Origin of the sequence: Portibacter lacus (assembly GCF_021533215.1) — a bacterium.
In the GTDB taxonomy this organism is placed as follows: domain Bacteria; phylum Bacteroidota; class Bacteroidia; order Chitinophagales; family Saprospiraceae; genus Portibacter; species Portibacter lacus.
Map to the genome: position 1 here is coordinate 189,665 of NZ_JAJNKA010000005.1, position 25,813 is coordinate 215,477.

Genomic DNA, 25,813 nt, shown 5'->3' on the forward strand with positions numbered 1-25,813 from the left:
AAGTTGGAGTTTAGGAAAAAGGTTTATGGGAAACCACTGATGGTCTCACTTCAAGCTGAGGCTATCAATGGGGTTTGCAGGTTAATTAGGTTGATAAATAATTAGATATCAAAAAGGAATATACTTTTTCATTTGAAAAATTAAAAGTATGGCAGGATGCAAGAGCATTTGTGTCATTAATCTACAATGTAACCAAAGCATTTCCACAAGAAGAAATTTATGAAATCACTGCACAAATTCGTAGATCAGCAATTTCAGTAGCATCAAATATCGCTGAAGGTTCCTCCAGAATTAGTGTGAAAGAGCAAAAAAGGTACTACGAAATAGCTTTTAGCAACGCAACGGAATGTCTCAATCAACTAATTATCTCTAATGATTTAGGCTACATAGAAAACCATGCTTTATTAACATTTAGAGAAAATATATCTAGAATAACCTATAGTTTAAACAAACTCAAGTCATCACTTGATTCAAAACTAACCGTTTCAGAACCAAGCGAAGAATATAAACCAAAATCAACCTCCCTCAACCCTATAAACCCTATAAGCCCTATAAACCTAGCAAAAGAAAACCCGGAACTTATCCAGACCATTGGCTACACTTTCCACTACACAGCTTTAATCGACAACGATAGTGAAATTGGAGAGGGTACTAAAATCTGGCATTTCTCACATATTATGCCTCATTGTAAAATAGGAAAGAACTGTAACATCGGACAAAATGTAGTCGTTTCTCCAGAAGTCATTCTTGGAAATAATGTAAAAGTTCAGAATAACGTCTCTATATATACGGGTGTTACCTGCGATGATGATGTTTTCTTAGGGCCATCTTGTGTATTCACAAATGTAGTTAATCCAAGAAGTGCAGTAAATCGACGAGGACAATATTCAAAGACACATGTTGGGCAAGGAGCAAGTATCGGGGCTAATGCAACCATCGTCTGTGGTCATGATATTGGCAAGTTTGCCTTCATCGGTGCTGGGGCAGTAGTAACAAAGCATATTCCTGATTATGCATTAGCCGTCGGAAATCCAGCGAAACAAATGGGTTGGATGAGTGAATATGGTCATCGCTTAAAATTTGATGATAAAGGTGAAGCAACATGTATAAAGAGTGGAGATGCCTATATTTTAAAGGATAAAAACGTACATAAGGTAGGTGAATAATAAAACAATTTTATGTTTTTTTGATACAGATTCTGGAAGGGATGTTCAAGCCATGGCACCTATACTCTTCTACCTTGAAAAAATTCAAGAATTTAATATAGTAATCAAATACTTCTTTGAAACTTATCTTATTGCTAGGATCAAACCTGATATGGTCTTCTTGCCAAATTGCGTAGGTGCCAGAGAGTACAATCAAATCCTTAAAGATTGCAGTAAAAGGGATATTCCTGCCTTTGGATTAACTGCTGAAGGAAATATTAAAGAAGAATTTTATAAGTCAGGAATAAATTGGGGCTGGAATAAAGATCAAATAATATTTCAAGATACACTTTGTTTGTGGTCCAATAAAAGCCTAGAAATGTATAAAAAATATTGGCCAAAATCAGACTTTAAAAGAATTGCGGTCGCTGGTGGTTCTGGCTTTGATATTTACAAAATTGCATCACAGTCTAAAACCAATAAAAATTTATTTAATGTTGGAAGTTATAAAAAGACTATAGGATATGCAGGGTGGGCATTTGGCAAAACTAATTCTCAGCATAACATCAAAATAATAAAAGCACAATTTAAAGACGATTTTGAAAAAGAATTAGCTTGGAGAAAAAAGAAAGAAAAAGAGATGGAAAGCATTCTTAGAAGTGCAATAGAGCAAAATCCGGAATATCTTTTTATCTTAAAAAAACACCCTAAAGAAAACTCTGTGAACGATCTTACAGATCTACAAAATGAAATGAGTAGTCTTGAATCTTACCCTAATGTAATTTATTTGAAAGATGAAACTTATGCACTTTATGAAATAATAGGAAGCTGTGATGTTTGGACTTGTTTCGAATCAACTACAATCCTCGAGGCGTGGTTAATGGGTATACCAACAATAAATATAAAACCCAATAACGAAAACAAATATGAAACTACTATTGCAAATGGCTCACTTAAAGCAATTGATGCCTTATCCTTTAACGAATTAATTAACAAACTTAGTAATTCTGAATTGGAAGAATTATTTAAAGAGGACGCATTATTGAATTATCGAGAAAAAATCATTAAAGATTCTATTGGGTTTAGTGATGGGCTTAATCATTTACGGATAGTGAAGGAGTTAATGAAAAGTTTCGAAAAGAAACGTCATCCAAAATACAGTCTTTCAAAAATGAATTTTTACCACAAATTCTTGATGACATCAATGAAAACACTTACAAAAAGCAAGTTCTTTTTAAAATTTGCAATTGTAAAAAAACACTATTTCCTTTTTCATACTTTTGATATAGATCGATTAAATAAGAACTTAACAAAGTACTACGAATTAATTGATAGTTTTTATAACCAAGAAAAACAGGAAATTGAAAATTTAATGAGTTATGAAACTATTTAGAACGATTAGTTCATCTGATAATTTTAATCGATTAAAACTTAAGTTTTTTAAGAATTCTAATATCTTTTTCAAATTAAAAAGATTTCTTCCTTCCACATCTGAATCCTTACGAACAAAACTAATTTCAGATTTCTATAATATCAAAGTAATTATTGATATAGGAGCCAATAAAGGACAATTTTCTGAACAGCAACTTATTCTAGGATATAAAGGAAAAATCGTTTCTTTCGAACCATCTCAAAATGCTCATGATGCACTTTCTAAACGAGCAGAAAAATATGCAAACTGGACTGTCCATGAACCTCTAGCAATAGGCGAAAAGGATTCCGAATTAGAGTTTCACGAATATACTGATAGCGTTTTTAATTCTTTTTTAAAAGTAAAAGAAGATTTTCGCAAAGATAAGGATTATTTAAAAGACGTTGTTGTAAGAAAAGTTAAGGTTGCAAGGCTTGATGATTTACTACCTTCTATACTTACATCTGAATCAGATAACTTCTTGCTCAAAATTGATACTCAAGGTTACGAAAAACAAGTATTGGAAGGTTGTAAAAACTACATTAAGAAAGCTTCCATCATAAAAATTGAAATTCCAGTTAAAGCAATGTATGAAAATGTTGAATGGACATTCTATGACACAATTGAATATATGAAAGAGCTAAATTTCCACCCAATAAATTTTGATATTGAAGGTGTAAATAAAAATGGGATTGTTAGGACCATAGATATGTCGTTCTTAAATACAAACATGCACAAACTACATGCTAATTAATTTCTAATGGGTGTAATTCAACGACAAGCATCTAGAAATGTTTTTGTATATGGGTTCTCTATTATTTTAGGCATTATTAATAACCTATTTGTATATCCTAAATATATCATCATATATGGGTTTTTACAAACCATATTAAGCTTTGTTAGATTGATATCACCTATATCTATTTGGGGCCTTGATTCTGTAATGAATAAATACCACGCTTATTTTAAGGATTCAGAATCTAAAAGATTTCACTCGCTTATCATAAATTGGTTTGCTATCGCATTCTCTATATTTTCAGTTCTTTATTTTATCACCATTTTTATAATTGAGAACTTCAACATTGGAGAAATAAAGAACTTGAGTTTAATCACCTCAAATTTTAAACTGATATGGCTATTCGTTTTTTGCTTTAGCTTACTTAGATTAGCGTACGTCTATCAGATCATTAAGAAGTATGTTGCTTTATCTACTTTTTACTATAAAACCCTTTTACCAAAAATTGCTATTCCTGGTTTGTTGATAATTGGCGCCATATTTAATTGGTCAAAAGAAGAATACCTTATTGGATTTATTCTATCCTGTTTTATCACTTTTATCTTAACCATTTTGATAGGTTCAAAAGTTAAAATTACTGAAAAGTTAAAACCACTTATTGACATTCCAAAATTGAATAGAACAGAGCTATTAAACTATGGAACGTTCGGAATATTCAATAGCTTTACTTCCTTATTAGCATTTAGTATTGATATACTTTTAGTAGGAATACTCATCAGTGAAGAAGCTGCGGGTTTGTATGCAGTTTTTTTATTCTTGGCTAATACGATAAGAATTCCATTAGACTCTATATCTACAATGCTGCTTCCTATTATTGGATCATTTTGGAAAGATAAAGATTTCGATAAAATTAGTGATTATTATAAGAGAACAGGAAATGGGTTATTCTTACTTACAACTGGAATTTTCTTAATGATTATTCTCTCTTTAGACGATATACTTTTAATAATGGGTAAGTCAGAATTTACGCTTCTTGCTAATTACATTATACTATCTATTAGTGCTAGCATAATCATAGACAGTATTACTTCTGTTAATACCCATATTATAGTTCAATCTGATAAGTACCGCTGGAATCTTGTGTTCACCGTATTCTTAGGAATCATGAACCTTATTCTCACTTACTATTTTATCGTTTATGTATTCGCCCCACCTTATCAAGCTGTCGGTGCAGCAATAAGTACATCATTTTCGATCATTTTGGTCAATCTAGCTAAGACAGTCTTCGTTTATAAACACTATAAAACACATCCTTTCCAAAAGAAAATGGTAATTACGATAGGTTTGGGCATTATCGCCTATTTCCTAATAAACTTCTTAAACTTCACAGTTTATCCATGGATTAACTTATTTATAATAAATGGGCTAGTGGCAGTGCTATTTTTCTTACCAGGTGTGTTCTTAAAGGTTTCAAAAGATATCAATGAAATAGCTACGAAGTATCTGAAAATGCTAAATATCAATATAAATTTAGGCTAAATATTGCGTTTTAATAATGGAAAATATACATCATGCTAAATAATAAATCTATCCTAATAACAGGAGGAACAGGATCCCTAGGAAAAGCACTCACCAAAAGAATTTTTTCTGAGTTCCCTGATGTAAAAAGACTTGTGATTTATTCAAGAGATGAACAAAAACAATTTGTTATGGCTCAAGAATACCCAAATCATAAATATCCACAAATAAGATTTTTTATAGGTGATGTAAGAGATAAAGAAAGACTTCTAAGGGCTTTTAATGGTATTGATTATGTTATTCATGCAGCAGCAATGAAACATGTTCACTTAGCGGAATACAATCCTGGAGAATGTATAAAGACTAATATTGGTGGAGCAGAAAATGTAATTAATGCTGCACTTATGTCTGCTGTTACTAACGTTGTAGCTCTTTCCACAGATAAAGCTTGTGCTCCTATAAATTTATATGGAGCCACGAAACTTACTAGTGATAAACTTTTCATTGCCGCAAATAATATTAGAGGCACAAATCCTATTAAGTTTTCTGTAGTCAGATACGGAAACGTAATGGGTTCTAATGGATCAGTAATACCGTTTTTTATTAAAAAAAGGGACCAAGGCTTCCTGCCTATAACTGACACCAGTATGACTAGGTTTAATATATCATTAGATGAAGGAGTCGATATGGTTTTCCATGCCCTTGATAATGCTTGGGGTGGTGAAATTTTCATTCCTAAAATTCCCTCTTATAAAATCACCGAGGTTGCGAAAGCCATTGCACCTAATATAGAACATAGAGTTATTGGAATTAGACCTGGTGAAAAGATTCACGAAGAAATGATTACGTCTTCAGATGCATTTAACACTTATGATCTAGGTGATTATTACACCATTCTTCCTACGATTCCTAACTGGAACCTAGAAGAATATATTGCAAAACATGATGCAAAACTTGTCCCTAAGGGCTTTAGTTATAATTCAGGAACCAATACTGAATGGGTGAATGCTGAAGAGATAAGAAAACTTATACAAGAAAAAGTTGATCCTACTTTTTCGATTTAGTCGAACTTTATGAAACAAGAAGAAAATATAATCCCATACGGAAGACAGCACATTGATGAAAAAGATGTCCGTGCTGTTATTGAAACACTTAATTCTGATTTTCTTACTCAAGGTCCTAAAATTAGTGAGTTCGAGCAGAAATTTGCTTCCTATGTAGGAGCCAAACATGCTGTAGCGGTTAATAATGCTACTGCTGGGCTTCACTTAGCCGTTCTCGCCCTAGGATTACAAAAAGGACAAAAAGTTATTACAACACCCATAACTTTTGCTGCATCTGCTAATTGTGTAAGATATGCAGGAGGAGAGGTTTGGTTCGCAGATATAGATAAAAAGACATATAACTTATCATTAGTAGCAACAAAAAAGCTTATTGAATCTAAACCTAAGGGTTTCTTTACTGGGATTATTCCGGTTGATTTTGCAGGTCTACCAGTTAACACCGAAGAGTTTCGAAATCTAGCTAATGAACACAACTTATGGATAATAGAAGATGCTTGTCATGCACCTGGAGGATCCTTCCAAGATTCTAAAGGAGTTATTCAAAAATGCGGTAACTGTGCTTATTCTGATATGTCTATATTTTCTTTTCATCCAGTAAAACATATTGCTTGTGGCGAAGGAGGAATGATCACTACTAATTCCGATCAACATGCTAAAAAACTTCGATTACTGAGATCACATGGCATCACCAAAGAAAATATGACAGTTAATCATGGTGGTTGGTTTTATGAAATGCAAGAATTAGGATTTAATTATCGATTAACCGATATACAGTCCGCCCTCGGAATTACTCAACTTTTAAAGAACGATGAAGGAGTAAAGAGAAGAAACGAAATAGCATCAAAATATAAAGAAGCATTTCGTGGAAAATTGAGTTTCCAAGATCTTCCAGAAGGTCATTATAATGCGCATCATTTATTTGTTATTGAAGTCGAAAAAAGAAAAGAATTATACGACTTCTTAAGAACACATAATATTTTTGCACAGATACATTACATCCCTGTTCACACATTACCTTATTACAAACAAATAGGCTACGATGGTGCAGCACTAAAAAACGCTGAAGACTATTATAAAAAATGCATTAGTATTCCTATGTTTCCTTCATTAACGGATGAAGAACAGGATTATGTAATTAATAAAGTGCTCGCCTTCATATAAAAAAAATCAATATGAATACAGAACAAATTAGCTTTTGGACAGGAGAGTTTGGGGAGAAATACACTGAAAGAAATTCATATGATTCCGAGGGCTGGGATGAATTCTATCGTAACAATTGGGGATCGACCAAACCTGAAATGAATGATGAGTTTTTAGGTCATTTACCTAAAAGCTCTAAAATTTTAGAAGTTGGAAGTAATACAGGAATGCAATTAAATGGATTACAGCGTAATGGATTTAAACAATTATATGGAGTAGAATTGCAACGATATGCTGTCGAACGTTCCAAAGACTTTACTAAAAATGTAAATCTTATTCAAGGAAGTGGTTTTGATTTACCTTTTAAAGATGAGTTTTTTGATGTCACTTGTACGAATGGTGTTTTGATACATATTGCACCCAAAGATTTACCAAAAATAATGGGAGAGATGTATAGAACGTCCAAAAAGCACATTTGGGGTTTTGAATATTTTGATAAAGAAATAACTGAAATAAACTATCGTGGTAATATAGGTTATTTATGGAAAGCAGATTATGCAAAAATCTTTATGGAGCAGTTTCCTGATTTAATATTAGTCAAAAAAAAGATGTTTCCTTATGTGTCAGCTACGGAGAAAGGAAATATTGATTGCATGTATCTTCTAGAAAAGTCTTGATGAAAATACTATGTATTATCCCTGCTCGTGGTGGGAGTAAACGAATTCCTAGAAAAAATATAAAACCTTTTTTAGGAAAACCTATTTTATCTTATCCTATTTCAGCAGCAAAAAAAAGCGGTATTTTCTCAGAAATAATGGTTTCCACTGATGATGATGAAATCGCTGAAATTGCAAATATATCTGGTGCAGAAGTACCATTTCTCAGAAGTATAAAAAATGCGGATGACTTTGCCACAACAGCAGATGTGTTGCTTGAAGTACTAAAAAAATATCAAGATTTAGGTCAAGAATTTGAATTCGCATGTTGCATTTATCCCACTGCACCTTTTGTAACTAGTGAAAAATTAAAAGAGGCATTTTCTGTTTTAAAAAGTCAATGCAAAGATGTAGTTATTCCAGTATTACCGTATGAGCACCCAATTCAACGTGCACTATTTATTGAAAAAGGTCGACTATCAATGCTTCATCCGGAAAATACATCAATCCGTTCACAGGATTTACCAAGACGTTACCATGATAGTGGTCAATTTTACTTTTTTAAAGTGTCATCTTTCTTGGCTCAAAAAACACTTTGGATGAAAGATACTGGAGCTATTACATTATCTCATTTATTAGCCCACGATATTGATTCACCTGAAGACTGGAAAATTGCAGAAATGAAATATACACTAATCCAAAGTGGGCAATAAACAAAGAATCTTTTTTAGAGCGGATGCTAGTGGAAAAATTGGACTTGGTCATGTTATTAGAAGCTTGGCCCTTGCAGAAATGCTGGGTGATGATTATTATAAGATCTTTCTCTCACGAAATTTAAACACTTCCATAGCCGAGAATGTCACTCGTGTATGCGATGAATTAATAACTTTAGATTCAGAAGATGAAGAGATCTCCAAAATTAAAAAATCCTACAAAGAAGGAGATATTATTGTTTTAGATGGCTATCAATTTAATTATGAATACCAAACGAGTCTCTTCAATCATGGATTCAAAATTGCTTCTATTGATGATATTAGTAATACCACATTTAATACTCAGGTGATCATAAATCATGGTGGAGGATTTTCAGCATCAGATTATCAAGATCTTGGAAATTCTATTTACTTTTTAGGTCCGAAATATGCATTACTGAGGCCTGCTTTTATAAGTGCTGCTAAGGAAAAGAAATCCTCATTGAACATGACCGATAGCATTTTTATCTGTTTTGGGGGAGCAGATCCCAATAACGAAACCCTAAGAACATTAGAGTTCTGTATTGAGCAAGGGTATGAAGAATTGCACATTGTAATCGGAGCTGCTTATAACCATAAGGCTCAGCTTTTAGATAAAATAAAGCAAAAAGGTATAAACGCTTCATTGTATGTTAATGTGAGTGCTGAAGAAATGGTAATAATCATGAAGAAATGTGAAATAGGCATTACTTCACCATCTACTGTATCTTATGAGTTTTTATCAGTCAATGCTCGTTTATTTCTTAAGGTGATTGCTGATAATCAAAAAAGAATTTACAAGTATATGCTTGAAAATTCTTTAGCTAAACCTTTAGAAAAACTGCCTAGAAAAGAAGATATAACAGTTCAATGTTATGAGAAGTCTACCATTTTTGATGGGCAACAGAAAGAAAAATATCAACAATTATTTGAAGGGTTATCTCTAAATTTAAGACCTGCTCAGAAAATGGACTCCCTGCTGTATTTTAACTGGGCTAATGACCCTAGTGTTAGGATACATTCTTTTAGTAGTGAAGAAATTAAGCTTAAAGATCATCAAACTTGGTTTGATAATAAATTGACTTCTGCAGATACCTATTTATTCGTAGTTCATCAAAATCTAGAGCCGATAGGTCAGATACGGCTCGAAATTATAGATAACAACGCTTTAATAAGTTATTCTATCGCTGCACAATACAGAGGGAAAGGATATTCAAAATTTGTCCTGCAATTAGGAATCAATAAAATTAAAGAAGTAAAAAAAGATATTAAAGAAGTCTATGGCTTTGTTAAAATTTCTAACATCGCTTCGTGTAAAGTATTCAAAAGACTTAATTTTAAAGAACAACAAACTGATCTATACCCCAAATCATTAAAATTTACAAAAAATGTCATTTAAGATAGGAAGTACAATCATTGGGAATAATGAAAAACCCTTTATTATCGCTGAACTATCGGGAAATCATAATCAATCTTTAGAAAGAGCACTTGAATTAGTACGATTAGCTGCTGCTTCTGGCGCCCATGCTATAAAATTACAGACTTATACTGCCGACACAATTACAATGAATGTTAGAGGCGGATTATTTGATATAAATGATTCTAATTCTCTGTGGAAGGGTTATAACTTATATGACTTATACAAAGAAGCACACACTCCTTGGGAATGGCATAAAGAAATTTTTGATTTAGCTAATTCACTAGGTATGCAAGCTTTTTCATCACCTTTTGATGAAACTGCAGTTGATTTTCTCGAAGAACTAAATGTGCCCGCATATAAAATTGCTTCATTTGAGAGTAATCATTTTCCACTTCTAAAGAAAGTAGCCCAGACAGGTAAGCTAATTTTAATATCTTCTGGAACAAGCAAAATTAATGAGCTGTACGAATCCGTTCAGTATTTAAAGGACAATGGTGCAAGTGATATTATAATTTTTAAATGTACTTCTACATATCCAGCGAGCGCTGCAGACACTAATGTAAACACTATTCCTGTACTACAAAAGATATTTCCAGATTGTGTAATTGGTTTATCAGATCATACTATGGGAATAGGTGCATCCATTGCTGCTATTGCTATGGGAGCGAGAGTAATTGAAAAACACTTTACAATATTAAGATCTGAAGGCGGAGTTGATAGCGCTTTTTCTCTTGAACCTCAAGAATTAAAATTACTAACACATGAGTCAGAGCAAGCTTTTCTTTCATTAGGAAAAATACAGCTTAATACCCAAAAATCTGAAGAAAAGAGTTTACAATTCAAACGATCTATATACGCACAAGATGAAATTAAAGAGGGTGACATCTTTTCAGCTGAGAATATTAAGGTAATTAGGCCAGGAGATGGGCTTCATCCGAGGTTTTATGATAACATCATAGGGACCAAATCAAAAAGAAACCTAAAAAAAGGTGATCCCATTAGGATTAGTGATCTATAATCAAATGAAAAAAAGAACAGTTGCCCATTAAAGTGCTATTGATCACTTATTATTGGCCACCATCAGCATCTGTAGCAATGCATCGTTGGTATTTTATGTCTAAATATCTAGCTCAGTCTGGACTTGATGTACATGTTCTTGCTCCCAAAAACGCCGATTATCCAAGCACTAACCCGAATGTGCAAGAAGAAGTGGAAAATGTAACATTATTGAGAGAGAACATTTGGGAAGTTCGAAGAATCTTCAATAAATCTACCAAAACCAAAGAAGCAGAAACAGATGGGATATTTTTCAAGGATAAAAAGAACTTGAGTCTAAAAGAAAAATTTAGTCTTTGGGTTCGTGGCAATATATTTATTCCAGATGCGAGGGTTCCTTGGTATTTTCAGATCAGAGGATTTGTGAAAAATTATATAAAAAAGCATGAAATCGATGTGCTCATAACCACCGGTCCACCTCATTCCATCCACTTGAATGGTCTATATGCTAAGAAAAAAACTGACGTGAAGTGGATTGCTGATTTTAGAGATCCTTGGACGACGATCGAATACCATGATAAGATGCCCATGACTGCTTTTGCTAGAAACAAACATCAGCAATTAGAGGGCAAAGTTATGAAAGTAGCTGATCGAGTCATAACCGTTAGTCCAAGTTGGGCTGAAGAATTTCAAAACTTAGGCGCTGAAAAGGTAGACGTTGTTTATAATGGATACGAAGAGTCTGTTTTTGATATTAAGGCACTTAGTAAAAATGAAAAAATCCAAATTGCTCATTTAGGGACATTAAGAGCTGATAGAAATCCAGAAAACTTGTGGAAGGCATTGCATAGTTTAAAAGACTCCATTGCTTTTGAATTGAATCTTTATGGAGAAGTTTCACAAGATGTCCGATCGAGTATAGAGAACAACAACTTAACGAACTTTACCACTTATAAAGGTCAAGTTTCACATCAGGAAGCATTGAAAGCTATGGTTTCAAGTGATTTATTACTCTTATTGGTTAATCAAGATGAAAAAAACTCGAAGGGTAGAATTCCTGCTAAAATATTTGAATATCTAAGAAGCGGTTCTAAAATATTAATACTAGAAAATCAAGAAGGAGATGCCTCAAAGATCACTCAAAAATTTACAAATACAAGAAGTGTAAATTATAATAATTACGAACAGATTTTAGAAGCCGTGCAATCATTAGTAAACAATAAAGACTCGTTCACAGATTTAGATCAAGTGAAAACATACAGCAGAGAGAACCAAGCTAGCAATCTTTCTAAAATCATACACGAGCTCGTTTGAAAAATTATGTAATTATCGGTGCTGCAGGATATATAGCTCCTAGGCATATGAAGGCTATAAAGGAAACTGGCGGCGAGCTTGTTGCTGCCTATGATCCGAATGATTCGGTAGGTATTATCGATTCCTATTTTCCCAATGCTGCTTTCTTTACAGAGTTTGAACGATTTGATCGGCACTTGGAAAAGCTAAAGAGATTAGGAAAGAAAGTGGATTATGTAGTTGTTTGCTCTCCGAATTACTTGCATGATGCACATATACGTTTTGGTTTAAGATACGGTGCAGATGTAATTTGCGAAAAGCCTGTAGTACTAAATCCTTGGAATCTGGACGCACTTGAGGAAATTCAGAAGGAAACAGGAAAACAAATATTCACAATTCTACAGCTAAGGTTGCACAAGAATATTATTGCTTTAAAAACCAAAGTAGATCAAGCACCCAAGGGAGCAATCTTTGATCTAGATCTAACTTACATTACTTCTCGTGGACTATGGTATTATACTTCATGGAAAGGCGATATAGAGAAGTCAGGAGGTATCGCCACAAATATCGGAGTTCATTTTTTCGATATGCTGGGCTGGGTTTTTGGCAATTTAGAAGAAAATATTGTTCATTTGCATACCCATGATAGAGCAGCTGGTTTGTTAATATTTGAAAAAGCAAGGGTTCGCTGGTTTTTAAGTATTAATTTTGGCACTTTACCAGATAATATTAAAGCTAAAGGAATGCGAACCTATCGATCCATTAAAATTGATGGAGAGGAAATAGAATTCAGTGATGGATTTACGGAATTGCATACTCGGAGTTATGAGGATATTATAGGTGGAGGAGGTTATGGATTGGCTGCTAGTAAAGATGCCATTGAGGCAGTATATAATATAAGACAAGAAGAACCAGTAGGTTTAAAAGGTGACTATCACCTATATTGCGAAAAAAAATTAAGTAAACATCCTTTTAATAGATAATAGAAAAATGTTTAACAATAAATCAATTCTAATTACTGGTGGAACAGGATCACTAGGTAAGGCTTTAACCAAAAGAATATTTAAAGAAAATCCTAATATAAAAAGACTTGTGATATTCTCAAGGGATGAACAAAAGCAGTTTGTGATGGCGCAAGAATATCCTGTAAAAGATTATCCCGCAATCAGATTTTTTATTGGTGACGTAAGAGACAAAGAAAGGTTAATAAGGGCAATGCAAGGTATTGACTATGTTATCCATGCAGCTGCAATGAAGCATGTTCACTTAGCAGAATATAATCCATCTGAATGCATTAAAACTAATGTGGGAGGTGCTGAAAACGTTATTTATGCAGCTTTGGAAACTTGTGTTCAAAGAGTTGTAGCCCTATCAACTGATAAGGCATGTGCACCTATCAATCTTTATGGTGCTACAAAATTAACAAGTGACAAACTCTTTGTAGCTGCAAATAATATAAGCGGCCCAAATCCAATAAAGTTCTCTGTGGTCCGTTATGGAAATGTAATGGGCTCAAATGGCTCTGTGATTCCTTTCTTTATTAAAAAAAGAAGTGAAGGGTTCCTACCAATTACGGATAAAAATATGACGAGATTTAACATATCCTTAGACGGTGGTGTAGACATGGTATTTCATGCTTTAGAACATTCATGGGGTGGAGAGATTTTTATTCCAAAGATCCCATCTTACAAGATCACAGAAGTCGCAATGGCTATCGCTCCTAATATAGAGCACAGGGAAATAGGTATACGTCCTGGAGAAAAAATTCATGAGGAAATGATTACTTCTTCAGACTCTTTCAATACTTATGATTTAGGTAAATATTATACTATTCTTCCATCGGTCGTTAAATGGGACTTAGACCAATACATTTCTCATTTTAACGCAAAAAAAGTTAAACAGGGGTTTAGTTACAATTCTGGTGATAATAATCAATGGATAAAGGCTTCTGAGCTGCGAAGATTTATAAAAGAACATGTCGATACAACTTTTGAATAAGAATTTAAGAATAACATGATACACGATCCCATTCCTTATGGAAGACAAAGTATAGATCAAACTGATATTGATGCCGTTGTTGAAACACTAAAAACCGATTTTCTGACTCAAGGGCCTAAAATTAAAGAGTTTGAGGAGCTTTTCGCCAAATATGTTGGTGCACAATATGCAGTTGCTGTAAATAATGCAACAGCAGGTCTACACCTTTCTGTACTCGCACTAAATTTCAAAAAAGGACAGCGAGTCATAACAACTCCCATCACATTTGTAGCTTCAGCAAATTGCATTCGATATTGTGGTGGTGAAGTTTGGTTCGCTGATATAGACAGAGAAAGTTATTTACTATCCCTAGAAAGTACAAGAGCATTGATAGAAAGTAAACCTAAAGGTTTCTTTGCAGGGATTATTCCTGTTGATTTTGCAGGTCTGCCAGTAAACACAGAAGAATTTCGTGCTCTTGCAAACGAACATGGTCTTTGGATAATAGAAGATGCATGTCATGCACCTGGTGGATATTTTGTTGATTCTAATGGAGAGCAACAAAAGTGCGGTAGTGCTAACTATAGTGATATTTGTGTTTTTTCGTTTCATCCTGTAAAGCATATCGCATGCGGGGAAGGAGGGATGTTAACCACAAATTCTAAAGAGATTTATGATACACTGATGCTTTTGCGTTCACACGGAATTACTAAAAACAATATGTCTGAAAATCATGGTGGATGGTTTTATGAGATGCAGGCACTAGGTTTTAACTATAGATTGACAGATATACAATGTGCTCTTGGAATTTCCCAACTGGCTAAAAACGACAAAGGTCTTGAACGAAGAAACCTAATTGCAAAACGTTATGAAAATGCATTTGAGGGAAAGATTAGGTTTCAATCTCTTCCAGAAAAAACATACAATGCACACCATCTATTTGTCATAGAAATTGATAACAGGAAGGGGCTCTATGATTTTTTAAGAGCTTCCGAAATATTTGCTCAAATTCACTACATACCAGTTCATACTTTACCCTATTACCAGGATATAGGCTATGGGGAAGCAGATTTAGCCAATTCAGAAGGCTACTACAGTAAATGTATAAGTCTTCCAATGTATCCAACTTTAACAGATGAAGAGCAAAACTATGTAATCGATAAAGTACTTACCTTTAATGAAAAAAATATTTAAACATGAAGACAGAACAAATAGATTTTTGGGCAGGAGAATTTGGGGAAAAATATACTGAAAGAAATTCATATGATGACAAAGGCTGGGATGAATTCTATCGAAAAAACTGGGGCACTACAAAGCCTCTAATGAATGAAGAGTTTTTAGGTCATCTTTCCAAAGATATTAAAATATTGGAGGTTGGAAGTAATACAGGAATGCAATTAAACGGCTTACAAAGAAATGGATTTACCGAATTGTATGGAGTCGAGTTACAGCGGTATGCCGTAGAGCGCTCCAAAGATTTTACAAAAAATATTAATTTGATTCAAGGTAGCGGTTTCGATCTTCCATTTAAAGATGAGTTTTTTGACGTCACTTGCACAAATGGGGTTTTGATACATATTGCACCCAAAGATTTGCCGAAAATAATGGGCGAAATGTATCGCACATCTAAAAAATACATCTGGGGTTTTGAATATTTCGAAGAACAAATAACTGATATAAATTACCGAGGCAATACTGGATATTTGTGGAAAGCAGATTATGCTAAGATTTTTATGGAGCAATTTCCTGATTTGAAATTAGTTAAGAAAAAAATGTACCCATATGTATCCGAAGCTGAGAAGGGAAATGTTGATTGTATGTACCTTTTGGAGAAATCTTAAATGAATATTCTGTGTGTCATTCCTGCTCGAGGTGGAAGTAAACGAATTCCTCGAAAAAACATAAAACCCTTTCTTGGTAAACCTATTATATCTTACGCAATATCTGCAGCAATTGAGAGTGAAGTTTTTTCAGAAATTATGGTCTCATCAGAAGACACTGAAATTACTTCCGTCGCAATTAAGTCTGGTGCAAAAGTTCCCTTTAAGAGGAGTATTGAGAATGCTGATGATTTTTCTACCACTGCTGATGTTTTATTAGAAGTGCTTAATCAGTATCAAAATATTGATCAACACTTTGAATATGCTTGCTGTATTTACCCAACAGCACCTTTTGTTACAGGCGCAAACCTCAGAGAGGCATTTAAAATATTGAAAGAACAAGAGAAAGATGTTGTTATTCCTGTTTTATCATATGAACACCCCATACAACGAGCCTTATCTATAGTAAATGGTAAATTAGAAATGGTAAATCCAGAAAATGCAACTATCCGTTCACAGGATTTACCACAACGTTATCATGATAGCGGTCAGTTCTACTTTTTTAAGGTTGCAAATTTCTTAGCTCAAAATACACTTTGGATGAAGAATGCAGGAGCAATCATCCTATCTCACTTTGATGCGCATGACATTGACACCCCTTCTGATTGGAAAATGGCAGAATTAAAATTTGAGTTTAGAAAAGAGTCTTGAGAAAAAGAGTTTTATTTCGTGCAGATGGTAATAACAAGATAGGTTTAGGACACGTCATTAGATCTTTAGCATTGGCAGATATGCTTAAAGAAGATTTTGACTGTTATTTTATCATTCGCTCACCTCTTCAAACATTAAAAGATCAAATTTTACACGTTTGTCAAAGCATTCATTCCTTGCCAGAAACAAATGATAGCAATGAAGAAGCCGAGTTAATAGCTGAAAAGTTTCTTCTGCCGTCTGACATCGTCGTTCTAGATGGTTACCACTTTGGTTTACAATATCAAAAAGCAATCCAATCGGTAGGCTGTAAAATAGCTTTTATTGATGATATTCAGCATACTGAATTTATTGCCGATGTAGTGATTAATCACGCTCCAGGACTTAACAGAAAGGACTTCTCAACTTCTCCACACACAATTTTACTACTTGGTTCAGAATATGCCTTATTGAGACCGCCCTTTTTAAAAGCAGCAACACAGAAACGATCAATTGAAGTGATAGATACCGTATTTGTCTGTTTTGGAGGTGCTGACTTTAATAATCTTTCTCTGAAAATTTTGAGATTGTTTTCTGCTTTCAAAAGAAGAAAGTACAATATCAAAATGGTTCTTGGCGGCGCTAATCACTTTAAAGAGCAAGTCAAGGCATTTGCAAAAACTATTACAGAATTCAAGGTAGACCTCTACGAAAATTTAAGTGCAGAGAAAATGGTAGAAATAATGCAGCAAAGTGATTGTGCTATTGTACCTGCAAGTAGTATAATGTACGAAGTACTGGCAGTTAAAATGCCTGTTATAGGAGGGTATTTTGTGGAGAATCAGATAAATATCTATCATGGTCTTAACGACACTGATATTATACGAGGAATTGGAAATTTCAATACTTATGATAAGTATGAGATGATTTTAGAAGAATTCAATCAAGAGAAAATAAGTGCGATTTTGCAGTTACAGCAAGAGTTAGGAATTTCTCAATCAAAAACTAACTTGCTAAAAGCTTTCAATAATCTAGAATTACAATCTGACTTTGAAAATATGGATAGCAAGAATTTGACTATTAGAAAGGCTACTAAAGAAGACTTAATGACTTATTCTGAATGGGCAAATGACATTAACGTTAGAACCAATTCAATTAATAGTGAAAAAATATCTCTAAACGTCCATCGGGTATGGTTTGAAGATAGATTAAAGTCTCCTGATAGTATATTGTATATTTTTGAATCAGAAAAAAAGCCTGTTGGACAATTACGATTTGAAATTGATAAAAAAAAGGCCACTATTAATTTCTCTGTAGATTCTGACAGCCGAGGTAAAGGATTTGGTCAGAAAATTTTACAAATTGCTGTGAACACCTTGTTAATAGAAAATATAGAACTTGAACAGATAGTAGGACTAGTTAAAAACAATAACATCTCTTCTTCTAAAATTTTTGATAACTGTGGATTTAAAAGATCCGCAGATCAAGAAATAGGAGGAGAAAAATACTATTCTTACTTCTTAGATAATTTTGAATCAACAAAAACTGTATGAGGGAGATTAGAATTGGCGAACGAATGATAGGAGATAATCATGTCCCATTCATAATAGCTGAGATGTCAGGCAATCACAATGGTGATATTAGAAGAGCATTAGAATTAGTAAAAGCGGCTTCAGATGCAGGTGCTCATGCCCTAAAATTACAGACTTATACTGCAGATACAATTACACTTAATCATACAGGAGGTTTATTTGATATTACTGACATTCATTCACTTTGGTACAGGAAAAATTTACATCAGTTATATCAAGAAGCACACACACCTTGGGATTGGCACAAGGAAATATTTGACTATGCAAATTCCTTAGGAATGATCGCATTTTCGTCACCTTTTGATGAATCTGCTGTTGATTTCTTAATGAATCTAGATGTCCCGGCCTTCAAAATTGCTTCTTTTGAAAGCAATCACTTTCCTTTGTTGAAAAAAGTTGCTCAAACAGGTAAACCGATTTTGATTTCATCTGGAACAAGTAAATTGAATGAACTCTATGAGTCTGTAAAATACTTAAAGGACAATGGCGCGAGAGAAATCGTCATCTTTAAATGCACTAGCACATATCCAGCAACTCCAGAAAACACTAATCTGAATACAATACCTGTGTTTCAATCTATTTTTGAGGACTGTGTTATTGGTCTTTCAGACCACACAATGGGTATTGGAGCATCAGTTGCTGCAGTTGCCTTGGGTGCTCGAGTAATTGAAAAACATTTTACATTACGTCGTTCTGACGGAGGTGTTGACAGTGCATTTTCGCTAGAACCTGAAGAATTGAAGGCTCTCGTAAATGAAACGGAAACGGCATTTTTAGCTTTGGGTCGTGTGCAATTAGATACTCAAAAATCAGAAGAGAAAAGTCGTCAATTTAAGCGATCTATTTATGTTTCTAAAGATATTAAAGCAGGAGAAACACTTACAGTGGATAATATTCGAGTGGTCCGTCCTGGAGATGGTTTGGAGCCGAAATATTATGATGAAATTTTGGGTAAGAAAGTTAAAATAGATGTGAAATTTGGGACACCTTTAACTCTTGAAACTCTTATATAAAGCATTTTTGCTTAATAAATTACAAAGTTCCTTTAAAAAATACAAAGGTGAATTAATTTATACTTCTGCTGGCTTTTATCAACCAGTAGTAAGATTAGTTTCTAGTTTCATAGTTGCCGCTTTTGTACTTCCTGAGATGTTTGGAATTATTCAGGCTGTGGCGCTTATTGGATCCTATATTGCATTTTTACATTTTGGAGTTTTTAATGGGTTAAATCGAAATTTGGCTTTTTACAAAGCCCAAGGTCAAAATGAGAAAGTACAGCATATGGTCAATGCATCTTTTCAAGTATCCAAATGGGTTTCCTATCTTGGCTTAGTAACAGGCATTAGCGTAACATTCTATTTTTTATGGTCAGGCCGAGATTTAATTTATATATTATCAGCATTATCACTAACAATTGTTTTATTTTTTACACCTCGTAATTTGCACTATGATACAACATATCGTAGTGGTCAAGATTTTCAAAAATTGGGTCAAATACTAATTAAGCAAAGTACTCTCTTTGCATCTGTTAGTGGGTTGAGTTATTTCTTAGGATACATTGGTAAAATTCTTGCTGATGTGGTTAATTCTATCAGCGGATTTATTCTAAGGTACCGATCACAACCTATCAAACCAAATGCCGCAGGTAGCAAACAAGATATAGTAGAATTAGCCCACGTTGGGTTTCCCCTACTATTGGGAGGTTATTTTCTAAGTCTTTTCAAAGTTGCTGATCAATCAATCATCGCATTGAGATTAGGGACGGAAGACCTTGGTTTTTATACTATTTCCAAGCTAATTCTATTGGCGGTTCCTGTAATACCAACAACTTTGGGTGTTTTGCTCTACCCTCGGGCTGCTGCACAATATGGGAAAACAAAAAATAACAAAGGACTAAGACCTTTCTTCTATAAGGCTTTGCTTTTTAATGTTATTGTAGTCATACCCCTATGCATTGTGCTTTATTTTCTAACACCAGTTATAGTGCATACTTTTTTACCTAAGTATGAGGCAGGAATAGAAGCTGCAAGGATTAATCTGTTAACCTGTATGACATTTGTTTGCTATGGCCCAAGTATAATTATAGGTGTTGTACGCCGAAATACACCATATGTCATTTTTACAGGAATAATTTTAGGACTATTTTGGTTAGTAGGCCTATATATTACACAAGGAGATAGCTCAATAGAAGATATTGCGTATCTACGTTTTTGGTTCTCACTGACCTTAGCAATTTTTACCCTTGGGTTTAGTTACTATCTAACAACTCTACATGATTTTAGAATTTAATAGAATAAAAATTTAATGTCCAAAGAAATTATAATTTGCTGTGGCATCAATCGGTCTGGTTCCACTTGGGTTTATCAAGTGATGCAAGAACTCTATCTTGACGAAAAAATAATAGATTTAGGTTTTGTTGATAGTGATTTTGTATTGCTAAAAGAAGCCATAAAGGAAAATGGTGAAATAATTCTTGCAAAAATGCACAATCACCCTAATGGTTTGAAATCATTATTATCAGGACATCAAGTAAAATTGGTTTACTCACATCGTGATTTACGAGCCTGTATTTTGTCCTTGACAAAGAAAACGGGCAAGCCTTTTGATAAAGTTTATAAAATGTCATTCTTTGAAGAAGCTGTGTTGTCCTTAAGCAACTGGCAGTCATATGATCATATTACCTATATTGATTACAAAGATATAAAAGGAGAAAGTGAAAAAGCGGTAAAACAGATTGCATCCTTTTTGCAAATAAAAAACATAAACACAAAGCTTATCACAGAGAAATTCTCTATAGAAAGGCAGAAAAAACGCATCAAATCTTATAAACGATCACCGAAGTTTATACTTCGGATTTTACTTCACAAATTAAGGTTAGCTCCTTTACCCAAAGACGAAAACTCTTTACTACACTTCAATCATATTCAATCTGGAAGTATTGAAGAATGGAAAAATATATTTACGAAAGAACAGTCTGAAATTGTAAAGAATACCTATTCAGAATGGATGAATTTCTTTAAATACGAATAACCTTGACATCCTCTTACTTATTTATACCACATAGCCCACTGCAATTCGAAGTTTTTAATCACTGGGCAGAAATGCTCAATGAAAAAACTAACCTTCTAACATGTGTGCTCCTAATAACAGATGATTTATACGACAGAATGCCTATAAATCACTCCTTTAAAAAAGTAATTAGTTTACAAGGTCATATAAGCAAGTTGTTATATACGAGTCTTCCGGAATCTACAAAACAAGTCAAAAAATTTGAACAAGAACATACTGAATGTCTGATCGCAATCGATTGGTCAATAGACCGGGCTTTTCAAAATATTCATAGAGGATTATCAGAATCTATAGTGTTTACGCATCAGGTCATAGATAGTATCCGAGAAATTATACAAAAAGATAATGTTGTTGGTGCAATGAGTGAAAAATTATTTCTCCCACAAAGAGTTACTCATTATATACTAGCAAAAAAAGGAAAGAAACATATCCTTCCTATTGGTGATCGTTTTTTTAAGAGATTCTATTTTGAAGATGGTCTTAACGATTGGCATTGGATTAAAATAAGAGAGAAATATGAGATTATCTTTAGTTCTGAACAAAAGTCCTTTAACGATGAGGTAACATCAGTTTATAACAAAATTGTGAAGGAAAAGTACAAGAAAATATTCTCTGACAATAGAGCTTCAAAGATCAGAAAAACTACCTATTTTTCTAAATTAATTGCTCGAAGTAAAAAAAGAATTTTTGATAATATATATTCAGAATATCTATTTGGAGATTTTAAGACGGGAATTAAAAGCAAGGTTGTAAATAGAATTACAAAAAAAAGAAATATAAAATATTATAATCAAGTCACTTCATCAACAATTCCTGAAGGCAAATTTATTCTCTTTTTATTCCATATGCAGCCAGAATATACAGTCGATGGTATAGCTTATGATTTCTATAATCAAGTGGAGTTTATTGCAAGTATTGCCAAAAAGTTACCTGCTGATGTTTCGATAGTTGTGAAAGAAAACCCAAGAATGATAGGTGCAAAAAATCGAAATCCTGAATATTATACTGAATTATTAAGACACCCCAATATTGTTTTTCTGCACCACTCTATAGATGCACACGAATTAATAGAAAAATCAGCTCTGGTATTAACATTAACAGGTACCGTGGGTTTAGAAGCGTTGCTATTAGGTAAGCCCGTCATTGTTGTAGGAAATATATTTTATAGATTTTTTGATCGAATTATCTTCGCTTCTAAGATTGATGATATACTAATTAATATAAAAAACATCCTAGAAAACGGGTTTGATGGATTTTCAAATAAAGAAACTCAAGAATTATTTGGTAAAAGGGTGTTGCAGTCCTTTCACGACGCAACGTATCCAGGACAAATGTATAATGGCTTTAATCCAGAATTACATAGAGATCCAAAAAATATTCAATTGTTAAAAGATGGTTTTATGGAGGAAATGAAAAAATACATTAGTTAGTGGGCATAAGAAGGTCAGATAACTTCTCTTTAAAGATCTTTATACTAGGTATGTTTTGTACATTCTTTGGAATGCTTTTATGGGTTTGGAACCTAAATACTATCAGATTAGGTTTAATCACAATAGGGCTTTTTCTTTACTTATTTGCTGGATTATGGGCTATCTTTTACGAACAGAAAGTAAAACAAATAACCTTCTTAGGCAAGGCTGCAGTACTATTTTATATTACCTTTTACTTCTATTGCTTATTTATTAATTTATTTGCAGATGGCATACATGAGAAGTATTTTCCCAATTTATTATGGGATTCTGGCTTTTTCTTCCTCGGTATAGGTTGTCTTTCTTTTATTGGATTACAAAAAAAAGATTTAAAGTTTCTCGTTGGCTTTTATGTTGTTTTTTTTATCATTGATCTTATAATTACTGGTAGATATTTAGACCCGACTATAGCTTTCACCGCAACTGATCGAAGAGATGCATTTCGACAAATATCTGGCGCTCTAGGTCATGCTCATAAGGCTTATCAATTGCACGTGATACTTAGTTCTTTAGCATTGCTTATGTTTGCTTTGACTTTAGAATATATTAAGGAGAAAAAATGGATCATCTTTTCATCTTTAAGCGTAGTTGCATTGGTTTTTCTAGGGTTGTTTTACCAGAAAAGAAATGTCTTCATTGAGGTAGCTATATTTAGTTTTTTCTTGATCATATTACCAAGTTTGAAATTTACTAAATCCGGACGAAATTTTAAAATTATTGGCATTCTTGTCTTTGCTTCTTTGGTTGCCCTCTACTTGAATCAAGATATTTTTAGAAGTGGGGTAAATTTAGTGCTAGATCGATTTTCAAATAGCGGCAATTACCAAAGACAAGGAAATTATAGCAGTTATGAGAGGTTTGCAGAAACACAATTCTATTTAGATCAGTATCAAAGTTACTATTACCTCATTGGCAGAGGACTTACCTCTTTCGTACCTGGTGCTGAAGGGGGTAACAATTTACATCTTGGTGTTGGAAATTTATTATTAAAGGGTGGTGTCCCCATGGTTTTATCAGTTCTCGGGCTACTAGTATTAAATATTCTCTATTCAATTAGAATGTTCTTCTTAAAAGGTATTAAAATAGGCTTATGGATTCAGTCTTTCTGTCTTCTATCTCTTTGTACTTATCTCGCATTGTGGGGATGGTTCCCTAATATAATTTACCTACCTATTTCATTATTTTTCTACGACATTCACAAATCATTTAAATTTAAGACATCACATGCTTAGCATTATTACACCTGTTTTAAACGGTGCAAAATTTATTGAAAAAAATATATCGAGCATACAATCTCTTGATATTCCACACGAGCATATTATTGTTGATGGTGGATCGGATGACGGTACTCTGGACATAGTAGATAAATTTCCACATCTAATTCTTTTAAAGCAAAAAGAAAAAAGTGGTATGTACGGTGCAATTCACGAAGGTATCTTAGAAACAAAAGGTGATTTCTTAAGCTATGTTAATGCAGATGACACAATTGAAAAAAATGGTTTTCAAGCCATGTACAAGGAAATTACATCCTTAGGCAATGATCTAGTTTACTCGGATGCGGAATTTCATTTCATCGAAACAAACAAATACAAATACATAAAAGGACATCGGTTTGCCATTTTCTTCTTACGAAAAGGAATTATGCCTTTTGTCCAACCTTCATCTATTTATAGTAAAAATATATACAATAAGGTAGGAGGATTAAGATTTGACAAATTCAAACTTTTTGGTGACTTAGATTTGTTTCAGCGAATAACTCAGCATTCTAAAAAAGTTTCATATGTACCGCAAAAATCTGCTGTCTTCATGATGAGAGAAGATTCATTAGCACATAAATTCAGAGATGCCGGAAAAAAAGAACTACAGTTTCTAAAGTATTATAAAGGAGATAAACTTTGGGTGAAAGCTCTTTTCAAATTAACAAGATGAATAAAAAGACAATAATATTGCTAAATTTAGTTGCTATAAAAAAAGGTGGTGGTCAACAAGTTGCTGTAAGTTTTCTTAATGTAATTCTAGAAAATAAAATAATAGATTTAAGTTTTTTCATTATTGCAACCAAAGGTACAATACTCGCAAAAAAACTTATCACACAAAATACTTATAAGTATATTCTTATTGAGAACCATGTTTTCAAACGAGCAATATTCGATCTTTATTTAATCAGAAAAATAGTTAAAACATATAAGATCGATTTAATCTATTCCCTTTTCGGCCCTCCTATTTTTGCCCAAGACACAATTTCTGTTTCAGGCGTTGCAGTTTCCAATATTTTTTATCCAGAAATAAAATTTTGGCATGGAAATATTTTCTACTTGTTAAGAAAGTTAATCATCGATAAATATAGATTGGCAACATTCAAAAAAGCAAATGCTTTAATTTTTGAGAATAATGATATGAGGATTAGAGGGAAAGAGCTTCACGGGATGAGTGAATCCATCTTCATTCATCCTTCTATATCAATTCAAAAAAAAACGCCTTCCGCCGTGGTTATTGATCAGATAAAGCACTTAGACAAAAAAAAATATACAGTCATAATGCTTACAGGAGTTCACCCAAATAAAAAAATAGAGGCCGTCATTCCAATTTTGAAACATTTGAAAGACTTGAATGAGCAAGGGATTGATTTTGCAATAAGTATTTCACCTAGTCATTCGTTTGCAATTAAATTAATGGAACAAGCAAAGAATTATAACCTTGAAAATAACATTAAATTTCTGGGTGCTGTAAACCCAGAAGATGTAAGTACATTGTCAAAGAATATTGATGCCTATCTTCTTATAAGTCTTTTAGAAAGTTTTAGCAATAATATAATAGAGGCTTGGAGTTACGAACGACCTCTACTAATTACAGATGCTGATTGGTCTAGAAGTATTTGTAACGATGCTGCCTTGTATGTGGATCGCGAAAATGAAAATGATATTGCTTTAAAAATTTTAAATTTATCTAAATCTAAATTTCAACAAAAGAAATTAATTGAAGCTGGTTGTGTTGAATTACAGAAGTATCCATCCCCTGAAGATAAAGTATGGCTTCAACTCGATTACCTAAAAAAGGTTTTAAAAAATAAAAAATAAGTTGAAGGC

General features: G+C 33.3%; 24 protein-coding genes and 1 pseudogene. All 25 read left to right on the top strand.

The window, feature by feature from the left end; genetic code table 11:
* Positions 1–107: 107 nt before the first annotated feature.
* Positions 108–455, top strand: a pseudogene (locus L2586_RS24820) (four helix bundle protein); the annotation flags it as partial.
* A gap of 135 nt (positions 456–590) precedes the next feature.
* Positions 591–1,166, top strand: coding sequence for an acyltransferase (locus tag L2586_RS24825; RefSeq protein WP_235292967.1), 576 nt, complete (start codon positions 591–593; stop codon positions 1,164–1,166).
* Positions 1,159–2,538, top strand: coding sequence for a BFO_1060 family glycosyltransferase (locus L2586_RS10205; RefSeq protein WP_235292789.1), 1,380 nt, complete (start codon positions 1,159–1,161; stop codon positions 2,536–2,538). Before L2586_RS24825 ends, L2586_RS10205 begins: the two co-directional genes overlap by 8 nt.
* Complete coding sequence (locus L2586_RS10210) at positions 2,525–3,310, top strand: FkbM family methyltransferase (protein WP_235292790.1); 786 nt, start codon at positions 2,525–2,527, stop codon at positions 3,308–3,310. The genes L2586_RS10205 and L2586_RS10210 overlap by 14 nt, the downstream gene beginning before the upstream one ends.
* 6 nt (positions 3,311–3,316) lie before the next feature.
* Positions 3,317–4,831 (top strand): lipopolysaccharide biosynthesis protein, encoded by a 1,515-nt coding sequence (locus tag L2586_RS10215; RefSeq protein WP_235292791.1) that lies wholly within the window; start codon positions 3,317–3,319, stop codon positions 4,829–4,831.
* Positions 4,832–4,863: 32 nt separating this feature from the next.
* Positions 4,864–5,874 (top strand): UDP-N-acetylglucosamine 4,6-dehydratase (inverting), encoded by a 1,011-nt coding sequence (gene pseB / locus L2586_RS10220; RefSeq protein WP_235292792.1) that lies wholly within the window; start codon positions 4,864–4,866, stop codon positions 5,872–5,874.
* Between the two features lie 9 nt (positions 5,875–5,883).
* A complete protein-coding gene (gene pseC / locus L2586_RS10225; RefSeq protein WP_235292793.1) occupies positions 5,884–7,035 on the top strand; it encodes a UDP-4-amino-4,6-dideoxy-N-acetyl-beta-L-altrosamine transaminase in 1,152 nt (383 codons plus the stop codon).
* 11 nt (positions 7,036–7,046) lie between these two features.
* Positions 7,047–7,691, top strand: a complete 645-nt coding sequence (locus L2586_RS10230; protein WP_235292794.1) for a pseudaminic acid biosynthesis-associated methylase — start codon at positions 7,047–7,049, stop codon at positions 7,689–7,691.
* The gene (pseF, locus tag L2586_RS10235) at positions 7,691–8,383 is read left to right on the top strand and encodes a pseudaminic acid cytidylyltransferase (RefSeq protein ID WP_235292795.1); all 693 of its coding nucleotides are present in this window, start codon (positions 7,691–7,693) and stop codon (positions 8,381–8,383) included. The genes L2586_RS10230 and pseF (L2586_RS10235) overlap by 1 nt, the downstream gene beginning before the upstream one ends.
* Positions 8,373–9,800, top strand: a complete 1,428-nt coding sequence (gene pseG, locus L2586_RS24660; protein WP_235292796.1) for a UDP-2,4-diacetamido-2,4,6-trideoxy-beta-L-altropyranose hydrolase — start codon at positions 8,373–8,375, stop codon at positions 9,798–9,800. Before pseF (L2586_RS10235) ends, pseG (L2586_RS24660) begins: the two co-directional genes overlap by 11 nt.
* Positions 9,790–10,839, top strand: a complete 1,050-nt coding sequence (gene pseI / locus L2586_RS10245) for a pseudaminic acid synthase (protein WP_235292797.1) — start codon at positions 9,790–9,792, stop codon at positions 10,837–10,839. Before pseG (L2586_RS24660) ends, pseI (L2586_RS10245) begins: the two co-directional genes overlap by 11 nt.
* Before the next feature lie 20 nt (positions 10,840–10,859).
* Positions 10,860–12,131, top strand: coding sequence for a glycosyltransferase (locus tag L2586_RS10250; RefSeq protein WP_235292798.1), 1,272 nt, complete (start codon positions 10,860–10,862; stop codon positions 12,129–12,131).
* Positions 12,128–13,093, top strand: a complete 966-nt coding sequence (locus L2586_RS10255; protein ID WP_235292799.1) for a Gfo/Idh/MocA family protein — start codon at positions 12,128–12,130, stop codon at positions 13,091–13,093. The genes L2586_RS10250 and L2586_RS10255 overlap by 4 nt, the downstream gene beginning before the upstream one ends.
* Positions 13,094–13,100: 7 nt before the next feature.
* Positions 13,101–14,108, top strand: coding sequence for a UDP-N-acetylglucosamine 4,6-dehydratase (inverting) (gene pseB / locus L2586_RS10260; protein ID WP_235292800.1), 1,008 nt, complete (start codon positions 13,101–13,103; stop codon positions 14,106–14,108).
* A gap of 15 nt (positions 14,109–14,123) precedes the next feature.
* On the top strand, positions 14,124–15,281 hold the full coding sequence (pseC, locus tag L2586_RS10265; RefSeq protein WP_235292801.1) for a UDP-4-amino-4,6-dideoxy-N-acetyl-beta-L-altrosamine transaminase: 1,158 nt from the start codon (positions 14,124–14,126) through the stop codon (positions 15,279–15,281).
* A 2-nt stretch (positions 15,282–15,283) separates the two neighbouring features.
* Positions 15,284–15,928 carry a pseudaminic acid biosynthesis-associated methylase gene (locus tag L2586_RS10270; RefSeq protein ID WP_235292802.1) on the top strand — a complete coding sequence of 215 codons (645 nt, stop codon included), beginning with the start codon at positions 15,284–15,286 and terminating at the stop codon, positions 15,926–15,928.
* Entirely contained in the window at positions 15,929–16,618 is a 690-nt protein-coding gene (gene pseF / locus L2586_RS10275) for a pseudaminic acid cytidylyltransferase (RefSeq protein WP_235292803.1), read from the top strand.
* Positions 16,615–18,150 (top strand): UDP-2,4-diacetamido-2,4,6-trideoxy-beta-L-altropyranose hydrolase, encoded by a 1,536-nt coding sequence (gene pseG, locus L2586_RS10280; RefSeq protein WP_235292804.1) that lies wholly within the window; start codon positions 16,615–16,617, stop codon positions 18,148–18,150. The genes pseF (L2586_RS10275) and pseG (L2586_RS10280) overlap by 4 nt, the downstream gene beginning before the upstream one ends.
* Positions 18,147–19,202 (top strand): pseudaminic acid synthase, encoded by a 1,056-nt coding sequence (gene pseI, locus L2586_RS10285; RefSeq protein WP_235292805.1) that lies wholly within the window; start codon positions 18,147–18,149, stop codon positions 19,200–19,202. The genes pseG (L2586_RS10280) and pseI (L2586_RS10285) overlap by 4 nt, the downstream gene beginning before the upstream one ends.
* Positions 19,186–20,478, top strand: coding sequence for a lipopolysaccharide biosynthesis protein (locus L2586_RS10290; RefSeq protein ID WP_235292806.1), 1,293 nt, complete (start codon positions 19,186–19,188; stop codon positions 20,476–20,478). Before pseI (L2586_RS10285) ends, L2586_RS10290 begins: the two co-directional genes overlap by 17 nt.
* A gap of 15 nt (positions 20,479–20,493) precedes the next feature.
* Positions 20,494–21,219 (top strand): sulfotransferase domain-containing protein, encoded by a 726-nt coding sequence (locus L2586_RS10295; RefSeq protein WP_235292807.1) that lies wholly within the window; start codon positions 20,494–20,496, stop codon positions 21,217–21,219.
* A gap of 2 nt (positions 21,220–21,221) precedes the next feature.
* Positions 21,222–22,688 (top strand): capsular polysaccharide export protein, LipB/KpsS family, encoded by a 1,467-nt coding sequence (locus L2586_RS10300; protein ID WP_235292808.1) that lies wholly within the window; start codon positions 21,222–21,224, stop codon positions 22,686–22,688.
* Positions 22,689–22,738: 50 nt separating this feature from the next.
* The gene (locus L2586_RS10305; RefSeq protein ID WP_235292809.1) at positions 22,739–23,959 is read left to right on the top strand and encodes a hypothetical protein; all 1,221 of its coding nucleotides are present in this window, start codon (positions 22,739–22,741) and stop codon (positions 23,957–23,959) included.
* Entirely contained in the window at positions 23,952–24,656 is a 705-nt protein-coding gene (locus L2586_RS10310; RefSeq protein WP_235292810.1) for a glycosyltransferase, read from the top strand. Before L2586_RS10305 ends, L2586_RS10310 begins: the two co-directional genes overlap by 8 nt.
* Complete coding sequence (locus L2586_RS10315; RefSeq protein WP_235292811.1) at positions 24,653–25,804, top strand: glycosyltransferase; 1,152 nt, start codon at positions 24,653–24,655, stop codon at positions 25,802–25,804. The genes L2586_RS10310 and L2586_RS10315 overlap by 4 nt, the downstream gene beginning before the upstream one ends.
* Positions 25,805–25,813 lie beyond the last annotated feature (9 nt).